This window comes from Microvirga yunnanensis, assembly GCF_025460875.1.
On the sequence record NZ_JAMXFI010000019.1, the window covers coordinates 81,289 to 92,805 of the forward strand.

11 protein-coding genes and 1 pseudogene are annotated in these 11,517 nt (G+C 68.1%); 10 read left to right on the plus strand and 2 right to left on the minus strand.

Annotation, left to right across the window (positions count from 1 at the left end; translation table 11 throughout):
- The first annotated feature begins 63 nt into the window (after positions 1 to 63).
- The 3 genes from NF876_RS12225 (at position 64) to NF876_RS12235 (ending at position 2,297) form a co-directional block, all read left to right on the plus strand.
- A complete protein-coding gene (locus NF876_RS12225) occupies positions 64 to 528 on the plus strand; it encodes a DUF4126 domain-containing protein (protein ID WP_262269063.1) in 465 nt (154 codons plus the stop codon).
- Positions 525 to 1,904, plus strand: coding sequence for an FAD-containing oxidoreductase (locus tag NF876_RS12230; RefSeq protein ID WP_262269064.1), 1,380 nt, complete (start codon positions 525 to 527; stop codon positions 1,902 to 1,904). The genes NF876_RS12225 and NF876_RS12230 overlap by 4 nt, the downstream gene beginning before the upstream one ends.
- Before the next feature lie 177 nt (positions 1,905 to 2,081).
- The gene (locus NF876_RS12235; RefSeq protein WP_262269065.1) at positions 2,082 to 2,297 is read left to right on the plus strand and encodes a hypothetical protein; all 216 of its coding nucleotides are present in this window, start codon (positions 2,082 to 2,084) and stop codon (positions 2,295 to 2,297) included.
- Positions 2,298 to 2,335: 38 nt separating this feature from the next.
- Here NF876_RS12235 and NF876_RS12240 read toward each other — a convergent pair whose 3' ends face one another.
- Complete coding sequence (locus NF876_RS12240) at positions 2,336 to 3,250, minus strand: LysR family transcriptional regulator (protein ID WP_262269079.1); 915 nt, start codon at positions 3,248 to 3,250, stop codon at positions 2,336 to 2,338.
- A 104-nt stretch (positions 3,251 to 3,354) separates the two neighbouring features.
- Between NF876_RS12240 and NF876_RS12245 the strand changes: the two genes are divergently transcribed.
- Complete coding sequence (locus NF876_RS12245) at positions 3,355 to 4,524, plus strand: mandelate racemase/muconate lactonizing enzyme family protein (protein WP_262269066.1); 1,170 nt, start codon at positions 3,355 to 3,357, stop codon at positions 4,522 to 4,524.
- A gap of 15 nt (positions 4,525 to 4,539) precedes the next feature.
- Here the strand turns inward: NF876_RS12245 and NF876_RS12250 are convergent, their stop codons facing one another.
- Positions 4,540 to 5,247: a GntR family transcriptional regulator gene (locus NF876_RS12250; protein WP_262269067.1), complete on the minus strand. Its 708-nt coding sequence runs from the start codon at positions 5,245 to 5,247 to the stop codon at positions 4,540 to 4,542.
- A gap of 264 nt (positions 5,248 to 5,511) precedes the next feature.
- Here NF876_RS12250 and NF876_RS12255 point away from each other — a divergent pair, with 264 nt between their 5' ends.
- The 6 genes and pseudogenes from NF876_RS12255 to NF876_RS12280 all read left to right on the plus strand — a co-directional run bounded on the left by NF876_RS12255 (position 5,512) and on the right by NF876_RS12280 (position 11,499).
- On the plus strand, positions 5,512 to 6,489 hold the full coding sequence (locus tag NF876_RS12255) for a tripartite tricarboxylate transporter substrate-binding protein (protein ID WP_262269068.1): 978 nt from the start codon (positions 5,512 to 5,514) through the stop codon (positions 6,487 to 6,489).
- Positions 6,490 to 6,577: 88 nt separating this feature from the next.
- Positions 6,578 to 7,660, plus strand: a complete 1,083-nt coding sequence (locus tag NF876_RS12260) for a tartrate dehydrogenase (RefSeq protein ID WP_262269069.1) — start codon at positions 6,578 to 6,580, stop codon at positions 7,658 to 7,660.
- A 61-nt stretch (positions 7,661 to 7,721) separates the two neighbouring features.
- On the plus strand, positions 7,722 to 8,798 hold the full coding sequence (locus NF876_RS12265) for a tartrate dehydrogenase (RefSeq protein ID WP_262269070.1): 1,077 nt from the start codon (positions 7,722 to 7,724) through the stop codon (positions 8,796 to 8,798).
- A gap of 88 nt (positions 8,799 to 8,886) precedes the next feature.
- A complete protein-coding gene (locus tag NF876_RS12270; RefSeq protein ID WP_262269071.1) occupies positions 8,887 to 9,699 on the plus strand; it encodes an alpha/beta fold hydrolase in 813 nt (270 codons plus the stop codon).
- Between the two features lie 137 nt (positions 9,700 to 9,836).
- On the plus strand, positions 9,837 to 10,100 hold the full coding sequence (locus tag NF876_RS12275; RefSeq protein WP_262269072.1) for a DUF2934 domain-containing protein: 264 nt from the start codon (positions 9,837 to 9,839) through the stop codon (positions 10,098 to 10,100).
- A gap of 197 nt (positions 10,101 to 10,297) precedes the next feature.
- Positions 10,298 to 11,499, plus strand: a pseudogene (locus NF876_RS12280) (MFS transporter).
- Positions 11,500 to 11,517 lie beyond the last annotated feature (18 nt).

Sequence of the window (11,517 nt, forward strand, 5' to 3'; positions counted from 1 at the left end):
CCAGCCCGGGATTGAAAAAGGCCTCGTCCGCGGGCAAGCTTGAGCAAAGTGCAGGGGACAGCGATGGTCGTTTACGTGTTGGCGCTCCTGATCGGCGTGATCGCCGGCCTGCGGGCCATGACGGCTCCCGCGGCCGTCAGCTGGGCGGCCTCCTTCGGCCTCCTCAACCTCGAGGGGACCTGGCTGGCCTTCCTGGGCTATCGCTTCACGCCATGGATCATGACGGTTCTCGCCATCGGCGAGCTGATCGGCGACCAGCTTCCCACCACGCCGAGCCGCAAGACCCCGCTTCCCTTCGCGACCCGGATCATCGTCGGCGGCCTGTGCGGCGCGGCGATCGCCGCGCAGGGCGGCTCCTTCCTCGGCGGGTTCGTGGTGGGAGCCGTGGGCGGGATCATCGGCACCCTCGGAGGGGCGGAAGGCCGGGCGCGCCTTGCGGCCGCCTTCGGCAGGGATCGTCCCGCCGCCCTCATCGAGGATGCCGTCGCGATCCTCGGAGCGGTCCTGATCGTAGGAGCGATACCATGACCGAATCGTTCGATGCCATCGTGGTCGGCGCCGGCCAGGCCGGGCCGTCGCTTGCGGGACGACTGGCCAAAGCCGGCATGAAGGTCGCCATCATCGAGCGCAAGCTGTTCGGCGGCACCTGCGTCAATACCGGGTGCATGCCGACCAAGACCCTGGTGGCGAGCGCCTATGCGGCGCATCTCGCCCGCCGCGGTGCCGAATTCGGCGTGTCCATCGCAAGCCCCATCGCCATCGACATGAAGCGCGTCAGGGCCCGGGCCGATACGGTCTCGACGAATGCCCGCACGAATATCGAAACCTGGCTGCGCGGCATGGACGGACTCACCGTGATCGAAGGTCACGCGCGTTTCGAGGGCCCCGATACGATCCGCGTGGGCGACCGGCTCCTGCAGGCGCCGCGCATCTTCCTCAACGTGGGCGGCCGCGCGAGCATTCCCGACATGCCGGGCGTCGACACGGTCTCCCACCTCACCAACACGTCGATCCTGAAGCTCGAGACGCTTCCGCGCCATCTCGTGGTGGTGGGCGGCAGCTATATCGGGCTCGAATTCGCCCAGATGTACCGGCGGTTCGGCGCGCAGGTGACCATTGTCGAGAAAGGGCCGCGGCTGATCGCCCGCGAGGACGAGGACGTCTCGGAGGCCATCCGGGACATCCTGACCGGCGAGGGGATCACGGTGCGCACCAACGCTAGCTGCATCGGGTTCAAGCCCCATGCGGACGGCGTGGCGGTCGATGTCGACTGCACGTCCGGCGAGCCGTTCGTGGTGGGCTCGCACGTGCTGCTCGCCGTCGGGCGCCGGCCGAACACGGACGATCTCGGCCTCGACCGGGCGGGAGTCGCCGTCGATGCGCGCGGCACGATCGTCGTCGACGACACGCTGGCGACCAGCGTTCCCGGCATCTGGGCGCTCGGCGACTGCAACGGCCGCGGGGCGTTCACCCACACGGCCTACAACGATTACGAGATCGTCGCGGCCAATCTGCTCGACAGGGCCTCGCGGCGGGTGAGCGACCGGCTCCTGGGCTATGCGCTCTACATCGATCCGCCCCTCGGCCGGGTCGGCATGACGGAAACGGAGGCGCGCAGGACCGGCCGCCCGCTCCTCGTATCCAAGCGTCCCATGACCCGGGTCGGTCGCGCGGTCGAGAAGGACGAGACCAAAGGCTTCATGAAGATCGTCGCCGACGCCGATACGAAGAGGATCCTCGGCGCGGCCATTCTCGGAACCGGCGGCGACGAGGCGATCCACGGCATCCTCGACATGATGAATGCCGGCGCCGACTACCCGACCCTGCAATGGGCGGTGCCGATCCACCCCACGGTCTCGGAGCTGATCCCGACGCTTCTCGGCGATCTGACGCCTGCCGCCTGAGGCGAACGAAGACCCGATCCCCGGCACGGGCACCCGGACCCGGCTCCCGAACAGCCCGGCCGGCCGCATTACGGAATTGTCATTCTCCCGCAATGCGTCGAGCAAACGGCCACGCCTAGGCTGATCTCCGCAAGCGTACCCGTTCATTGCCATGTCGGCCCTGCCGGAGGATCGTCCATGACGTCGAATCAGGAACTCAAGGGGTCAGGACAGGCGAGGCTGTCGCCCCGGGATCTGAAGCAGATCCGGGAGGCCGTCAGCGAAGTGCGAGCCGCCACTCCGAGAAGCGTCCTGGCCGACCTGGTCGAGGACAAGATCCGGGCGCTCGCGAGCGAGGACCAGGACCTGCCGTTCGACGTGGCGCCGGCGCAGGACTGGCGGGTCTACGGCTGAAACCCTGTCCCTCGCGCGCATCGCCTCTTCACGACCGGTCACATCGGGCCGCTCGGCTGTTCGAGAATACGCCTCCACAGTTCGTCCGCGGCGTGGTTGCGGCAGTCGGGCGACCGGAACAGACGGATCTCGACCGGGATGTCGAACCGCTCGGGTCCGGCCCGCACCAGCCGCCGACGCGCCAGATCCTCCTCGGCGAGCCCGAGCGGGAGCCAGGCGACGCCGTGTCCCTCGCGGGCCATGGACATCAGGGTGGCGGCCAGATGCGAGGTGAAAGCGCTTTCGAGCCCCGCCGCTTCGGCGCTCCCGACCGGATGCGCCGCCAGGATGCGGCCGAGCCCGGACGCGGAGCTGTAGGCGAGGAGCCGCGCCCGCCTCCCGGTCCTGCCGGGAAGGGGCCAGAGGGGCCTGCCGTCCGCATCGGGCGCGCAGACCGGGACCAGGAGATCCTCGCCTGCGCGGATGCTCTCGAAGCGGCTGGCGTCGAAGCGCGTCGGCGCATCCGCATGGGCGTGGCAGAGCAGGAAATGCACCTCGCCGCCGAGCATGATCTGCTCGCAGGCCTCCAGGCTGTCCGAGATCAGGTTGAGCGTGCCGAGCGCCTCGACCTGCATGTGCCGGCGGATCCAGCCCGGGAAGAAGGTGAAGGACAGGGCGTGCGTCGCGGCAATCGCCAGCGATCCCGTCTCGCGCTCGCCCGCGGAACGCGTCTCGCGTCTCGCGCGATGCAGATTGCGCATCAGATCCTCGGCCAGGGGGCGGAAGTGGAGCCCGGCCCGCGTCAGGCTTGCCCCCTGGGTCGCCCGCATGAACAGGGGCGTGCCGATCCAATCCTCGAGCGCACGAATGCGACGGCTGAAGGCCGGCTGCGACACGTTGCGGGCCTCGGCGGCCCGCGAAAAGTTCTTCTGCTCCGCCAGAGCCAGGAAATCCTCGAGCCAGGTCAGGTCCATGTCGATGCCGATCACGCATAACGCGACCCGATCTTGGCATTGGCCCGCCGGCCCTGTCCAGGCGTATGAAGACCGCCAATCCGCATCCTCCAAACGCGAGAAGGTTGTCCATGCGCATCATCGACGTCCGCGAAATCACCCAACCGATCGCCTCGCCGATCCGTAACGCCTATATCGACTTCACCAAGATGACGACGAGCCTTGTCGCCGTGGTGACCGACGTGGTGCGCGACGGCCGCCGCGTCGTCGGCTACGGCTTCAACTCGAACGGCCGCTACGGCCAGGGCGGCCTCATCCGCGAGCGCTTCCGCGACCGGATCCTCGAGGCTGCTCCTGAGAGCCTGCGCGACGAGAGCGGCGACAACCTGGATCCTCACAAGATCTGGGCCACGATGATGAAGAACGAGAAGCCCGGCGGGCACGGCGAGCGCTCGGTGGCGGTCGGCACCCTCGACATGGCGATCTGGGACGCCACCGCCAAGATCGCCGGCAAGCCGCTCTTCCGCCTGCTGGCCGAGCGCAAGGGCCGCGAGGCCGATCCGCGGGTCTTCGTCTATGCCGCCGGCGGCTACTATTATCCGGGCAAGGACGACGGTGCCCTGCGGGCCGAGATGCGCAGCTATCTCGACCGCGGCTACAACGTCGTGAAGATGAAGATCGGCGGCGCCTCGATCGCCGAGGACCAGCGCCGGATCGAGGCCGTGCTCGCCGAGATCGGATCCCAGGCGCAGCTCGCGGTCGATGCGAACGGACGCTTCGATCTCGAGACCGCGATCGCCTACGCCAAGATGCTGCGCCACTACCCGCTGTTCTGGTACGAGGAGGCCGGGGATCCCCTCGACTACGCGCTCCAGGCGGCGCTGTCCGAGTTCTATCCCGGCCCCATGGCGACCGGCGAGAACCTGTTCTCGCATCAGGACGCCCGCAATCTCCTGCGCTACGGCGGCATGCGGCCGGACCGCGACTGGCTTCAGTTCGACTGCGCCCTGTCCTATGGGCTGGTGGAGTATCTGCGCACCCTCGACGCGCTCGAGCAGTTCGGCTGGTCGCCGTCCCGGTGCATTCCACACGGCGGTCACCAGATGTCGCTCAACATCGCGGCCGGTCTCGGGCTCGGCGGCAACGAGAGCTATCCGGACCTGTTCCAGCCCTATGGCGGCTTCCCGGACAGCGTGCGGGTGGAGAACGGCCACATCGTCATGCCGGAGCTGCCCGGCATCGGGTTCGAGGGCAAGTCGGACCTGATCAAGGTCATGCGCGAACTGGCCGAATGATCCTCGTCGCGCGCCTCACAGGTGCTTGATGCCGACGCTCGCGATCAGCGGGAGAAGCTCGTCCCGGGCGTCGATCCGGTGCTGGCGGGCCTGGTGATGGGCCTCGGCCACTTGGCCTGTCCGGATCGCCTCGGCCATGGCCCTGTGGGCGGCGGCCGATCCGGTCGGCTTCGACCGGAGCCTGAGGGTGAGCATCCGGGCCCGGTGGGCCTGGTCGGTGATGGTCTGGGCGATCCGAAGGATGCGGCTGTTGCCGCACCGCTCCACAAGAAGGCGATGAAACTGGTCGTCGGCCGCCGCCCAGGCATGAAGATCGTCCCTGCGAAGGGCCTGTTCCATGCGCGCGGTCGCCTCCTCGAGCTCCTTGGCGACCTGGCTTCGTGCCTCGAGGGGCAGAGCGGCGAGAAGCTCCGCCGCGCGGGCCTCGATGGCGATGACCACGTCGTAGATCTCCCGAATGTCGTCCGGGGAGAGCGGACAGACCTGCACGCCCCGCTTGGAGAGCACGCGGACGAGGCCGTCCTCCTGCAGGCGGATGATGGCCTCGTGCACCGGGGTCCGGCTCATGCCGAGCCGCAGGGCGATCTCCTGCTCGGAGCCCTGGTAGCCGGGCGGGAAGACGTTGTCGCGGATCGCGTCCTTGAGCGCCCTGTAGGCGTCCTCCACCAGCGACGGCTTCCTCACGGTCTCGGCCGTCCGCACCTGCTTCACCTTGCTCGCCATGGGGCCTCCCGCCTCAACATGCGTCCCTGCGACCTTCCATACAAGAATGAATGGATGCTTGACAAACAGGCCATGTCGCGATCACTGTTCTTGCATGCCAACTTCCATGGAAGCTTAAACGCAACCGAGAAAGCCAACCACGCTCGTGTGAGGCAGGGGCATTCAGGGGCAGATGGACAGGGCCACGAGATGCATAAATCTCGGACCAAGGGCGGCGAGACGCGCCCGCCGTCGCCCAAAAATCGTTGAGGGAAGGACACGTCGATGAAGAAAGCTCTCTTGACCGCCGCACTCGCCTTGGGCTTCGTCGCGACAGCCGCACAGGCGCAGGGAACCTACCCGACACGGCCGATCACCCTGGTGGTTCCGTTTTCCGCCGGCGGCACGACCGACGTGGTGGCCCGCCTCATGGCCGACCACATGGGTCGCACGCTCGGCCAGCAGCTCGTGGTCGAGAACGTCACCGGCGCAGGAGGCACCGTCGGCGTGACCCGCGTATCAAAGGCCGAACCGGACGGGTACACGATCCTGATGGGCAATCTCGGCACGCAGGCGGCGAGCGTCGGACTCTATCCCAAGCTGGCCTACGATCCGCGCGTCGATTTCGAGCCGATCATGAACTCGGCCGCCACACCGATGCTCGTGGTCGCCAAGAAGGACCTGCCGGTCAAGGACTTCAAGGAATTCATCGCCTATCTGAAGGCGAACGCGCCCAAGATGAACTACGGTTCGGGCGGCGTCGGCTCGACCTCGCATCTGACCTGTCTGTTCCTGGAATCCCTGCTCGGCGTCAAGCCGCAGCACGTGCCGTTCCGCGGCTCGGGCCCGGCCCTGAACGCACTGCTCGGCGGCCAGGTCGATTACGTCTGCGATCAGACGGTTGCCATCGTGCCGACCGTGCAGGCGAAGGAGGCGAACGGCCTCGTGGTCGCGGTTCCCAACCGCCTCCCGGTCATCCCGGACGTGCCGACATCGGCCGAACAGGGGCTGCCGCAATTCCAGGCGACCGGCTGGAACGCGCTCTTCGCCCCCAAGGGAACGCCCAAGGAGATCGTCACGAAGCTGAACGCCGCCGCCAGGGCCGCCCTCCAGGACGAGACCACGCGCAAGCGCCTGCTCGATCTCGGCGCCGAACTCCCTGACGAGGCGGGCCAGACGCCGGAGGCGCTCGCCAAGCTCGTCAGCGCCGAGATTGACAAATGGGTTCCCGTCATCAAGGCCTCGGGCGTTACGGGACAGTAACACCCGGGGGCGGATGCGCGTGCCGGACGGGTCCACGACCGCCCCAGGCCTTCATGACAGACGAACGGATCTTCACACGGATTTTCACATGGCATCGGATCACAAGAAGCGCTATCGGCTCGCCGTCATTCCCGGCGACGGCATCGGCAAGGAAACCACCCCCGAGGGCGTGCGCGTCCTGGAGGCCGCGGCCAAGAAATTCGGCTTCGACCTGCAACTCGATCATTTCGACTTCTCATCCTACGACTACTACGCCAAGCACGGCCGCATGCTGCCCGAGGACTGGAAGGAGCAGATCGGCTCGCATGATGCCATCTTCTTCGGAGCGGTCGGCTGGCCGGAGAAGATCCCGGACCACGTCTCGCTCTGGGGGTCGCTGCTGCAGTTCCGGCGCGAGTTCGACCAGTACATCAACCTGCGGCCCGTGCGGCTGATGCCGGGCGTGCCGACACCGCTCGCCAACCGCAAGCCCGGCGACATCGACTTCTGGGTGGTGCGCGAGAACACCGAGGGCGAGTATTCGTCCATCGGCGGCAAGATGTTTCCCGGCACCGACCGCGAGGTCGTCATCCAGGAAACCGTGATGACGCGCATCGGCGTCGACCGTGTGCTGCAATTCGCCTTCGACCTCGCGCAGAAGCGGCCCAAGAAGCACCTGACCTCGGCCACCAAGTCGAACGGCATCTCGATCACCATGCCCTACTGGGACGAGCGCGTGGAGGAGATGGCCAAGCGCTATCCGGACGTGACCTGGGACAAGTACCACATCGACATCCTGACCGCCCATTTCGTGCTGCATCCCGACTGGTTCGACGTGGTCGTCGCGTCGAACCTGTTCGGCGACATCCTGTCCGATCTCGGGCCCGCCTGCACGGGCACCATCGGCATCGCGCCCTCGGGCAACATCAATCCGAACAGCGACTTCCCGTCGCTCTTCGAGCCGGTCCACGGCTCGGCACCCGACATCGCCGGGCAGGGTGTCGCCAACCCCATCGGCCAGATCTGGGCCGGCGCCATGATGCTGGAGCATCTCGGCGAAACCGAAGCGGCCGCCGCCATCGTCCAGGCCATCGAGGACGTCCTGAGCGAGCGGACCCTGCGCACCCGCGATCTCGGCGGGAATGCCGGAACCGAGACCACCGGCAAGGCCGTGGCCGAGGCGCTCGGCTAATCGAACCCGACACGATCCTCGGCCGCCGCCCGTCCGGCGGCCGACAACACCAGGTGCCATCATGAACAGCTACAAGATCGCCGCCATCCCGGGCGATGGAATCGGCAAGGAAGTCATCGCGGCCGGCGTCGAGGTCCTTCACGCCCTCGCGGCCCGCGACGGGAGCTTCCGGCTCGATGTCGAGACCTTCGACTGGGGCTCGGACTACTACAAGGCTCATGGCGTCATGATGCCGGAGAACGGCCGCGAGACGCTCAAAGGCTTCGATGCGATCTATTTCGGCGCCGTGGGCGCGCCGGACGTTCCCGATCACGTCACCCTGTGGGGCCTGCGCCTGGCGATCTGCCAGCCGTTCGATCAATACGCGAACGTGCGCCCGACACGCATCCTTCCGGGGATCGAAGGGCCTCTGCGCAACGTGGCCGCGAGGGATCTCGACTGGGTGATCGTGCGCGAGAACTCCGAGGGCGAGTACGCCGGCCAGGGCGGCCGCTCGCACCGGGGGCTGCCGGAGGAGGTGGCCACGGAGGTGTCGATCTTCACCCGGGCCGGCGTCACCCGCATCATGCGCTATGCCTTCAGGCTCGCGCAGTCGCGGCCGCGCAAGCTCCTGACGGTGGTGACGAAATCGAACGCCCAGCGCCACGGCATGGTCATGTGGGACGAGATCGCCGCCGAGGTGGCGCGGGACTTCCCGGACGTGACCTGGGACAAGATGCTGGTCGACGCCATGACCATGCGCATGACCCTCAAGCCCCAGAGTCTCGACACCATCGTGGCCACCAACCTGCATGCGGACATTCTGTCGGATCTGGCTGCGGCGCTCGCCGGCTCCCTCGGCATCGCGCCCACGGCGAACCTCAACCCGGAGAGGAATTTCCCGTCGATGTTCGAGCCCATCCACGGCTCCGCCTTCGACATCACCGGCAAGGGCATCGCCAATCCGGTCGGCACGTTCTGGACGGCCACCATGATGCTGGAGCATCTCGGCGAGAAGCCGGCCGCCGAGCGCCTCATGCGGGCGATCGAGCGGGCGACGGCCGATCCCTCGCTGCATACGCCGGATCTCGGCGGCCAGGCCACGACCCGTCAGGTCACGGATGCGGTGATCGCGGCCATTCACGGTGACAACGCATAGGGGGCGCGGGCGCCGCTCCGTCCGGGCGTTGCCGCATGTCGTCGGGCGCGGTAAGCCGTCCCCGAACGAGACAAGGCCGAACGCCGCCATGCCCGATAGCCCGCCGGTCACGATCAACGAGCAGGACACCCGGATTCCGGTCGACGGGGGCAGCCTCTTCGCCAGGATCTGGACGCCGGAGGCTCCTGCGACGCACGCGCCGATCCTGCTGCTGCACGATTCCCTCGGCTGCGTCGAGCTGTGGCGCAGTTTCCCGAGGGCTCTCGCGGCCGCGACCGGCCGGCGGGTGATCGCCTATGACCGTCTCGGCTTCGGCCGGTCAGATCCCTATCCGGGGCGGCTGCCGTTCGATTTCGTCGCCCGGGAGGCGCAGCACGTCGTCCCACGGGTGTGCGAGCAGCTCGACGTGCAGGACTTCATCGCCTGCGGCCACAGCGTCGGGGGCGGCATGGCCGTCGAGACGGCCGCCTGCTGTCCCGCCCGCTGCCGCGCGCTCGTCACGGTCGCCGCCCAGGCCTTCGTCGTGGACAGAACCCTCGCGGGCATCCGCGTCGCGCAGCGCGACTTCCAGGATCCGGCCCATCGTGCGCGCCTGGCGCGATACCACGGCGACAAGGCCCTCTGGGCCGTCGAGGCCTGGATCGGCACCTGGCTGTCGCCCGATTTCGCCCATTGGTCCCTGAACGAGGCCCTGGCAGGGGTCCGCTGCCCGGTGCTGGCCGTTCACGGGGAGCGCGACGAGTACGGATCCGCCGAACATCCCCGCCGTATCGCGGCCGGGCGCGGCACGGCCTGCATCCTTCCCGGAGCCGGGCACGTGCCCCATCGGGAGGACGAGAGGCTCCTGGCCGGTGTGATCTCCCGTTTCCTGAGAGGGGTCGAGGCTGACGGCGTCGCCTGAGGCGGCATGCCGGATCGCGTACATCCGCAAGGCCCATGCAGGGGCGCGGCAGCATTGCGCAAGTCAAGGGCCGTTGTCGCCGGGAGGCGGCGTCCCACATTCGACAGTCTCGAAGCCACTGCCCCAGGAGGCCAAGCATGGATCATCGCGAGGAGAGGATTCGCACGAGAGCCTACGAGATCTGGGAGCGCCAGGGCCGGAGCGGCAATCCCGAGGACCATTGGCTGGAGGCAGAACGGGCCCTCCAGGCCGAGGGCCGGTCATCCGACGCCGCATCGGACCGCTCGGACGCGACGGTCGAGGAGGCGCCCCCCGTCGCAGCGGTCGAGGCCCTTGAGGCCGCATCCGAAGCCCCGGCCAAGACCAGGCGGCCCCGCAGACCGGCGAAGGGCCCGACCTGAGGTCCGACCGTTTCGGGCCGGTCTCGGGACACGATGCCCGGTCTCGGGACAAGATGCGGCGGAAGGGCCGCGGCCGGGCGTTCGAACGCCCGGTCCACCTGGATGGTCCACCTGGATGGTCCACCTGGACAGGCGACGGCAGACTTCCTAACAGCCTCTGTGAAACGCTCAGCTTGAACCGACAGGGGCACTTGGAAATGACAGTCGACGAGGGCCCCCACCGCGCAACCCGCCAGAGGATTCCGACAGGCGTCTGGGCTCTCGGCTTCGTGTCGATGCTGATGGACATCTCGTCCGAGATGATCCACGCCCTGCTGCCTGTCTACATGGTGTCCGTGCTCGGCGCCTCGGCGCTTGCGGTCGGGATCATCGAGGGCATTGCCGAATCCACCGCCTCCATCACCAAGATCTTCTCTGGCGCCCTCAGCGACTGGCTCGGCCGGCGCAAGCTCCTGGCGGTTCTCGGCTACGGGCTCGGGGCGCTCACCAAACCGATCTTCCCGATGACGCCCGGGATCGACGGCCTCGTCGCGGCGCGCTTCCTCGACCGGATCGGCAAGGGCATCCGCGGCGCGCCGCGGATGCCCTGGTGGCCGACATCGCGCCGCCGCACCTGCGCGGGGCGAGCTTCGGGCTGCGCCAGTCCCTCGACACCATCGGGGCCTTCACGGGGCCATTGCTGGCCATCGGGCTGATGTGGCTGACAGCCGATCATTTCCAGACCGTGTTCTGGATCGCTGTCGTGCCGGCCGTTCTGGCCGTGGCCGTGCTGCTGATCGGGGTCAGGGAGCCGGAGCGCCCGCCAGGGCTGCGCCGGGTGCGCATGCCCTTGAGCCGGAGCGAGCTTCGCCGGCTGGGTGCCATGTACTGGTGGGTGGTGGCGGTGGCCGCCGTGTTCACCCTGGCGCGGTTCAGCGAGGCCTTTTTGCTGCTCCGGGCCCAGTCGGTGGGCTTGCCGGTGGCGCTCGTTCCCCTCGTGCTGGTCATCATGGGCATGGCCTATTCCCTATCGGCCTATCCGGTCGGGGTGCTGGCCGACCGCATGGACCGCGTGACGCTCCTGGTCGTCGGGCTGCTGCTGCTGGTGGCGGCCGATCTGGTCCTGGCCTTCGCGTCCGGACTGGGAGCTCTGGGGATCGGCGTCGCGCTCTGGGGGCTGCATATGGGGTTCACCCAGGGCCTGCTCGCCACCCTGGTGGCGGAAGCGGCCCCGGCGGAACTGCGCGGCACGGCCTTTGGCATGTTCAACCTGGTCACCGGGGTGGCGCTGCTGCTGGCGAGCGTCCTTGCCGGAGCGCTCTGGGACAGCGTCGGACCCCAGGGCACGTTTCTGGCGGGAGCCGCCTTCGCGGCTCTGACCCTGGCAGGGGTGATGGTCATTCGTGCCCGGCTGGGTTAGCGCATCGGTCGGACCCGG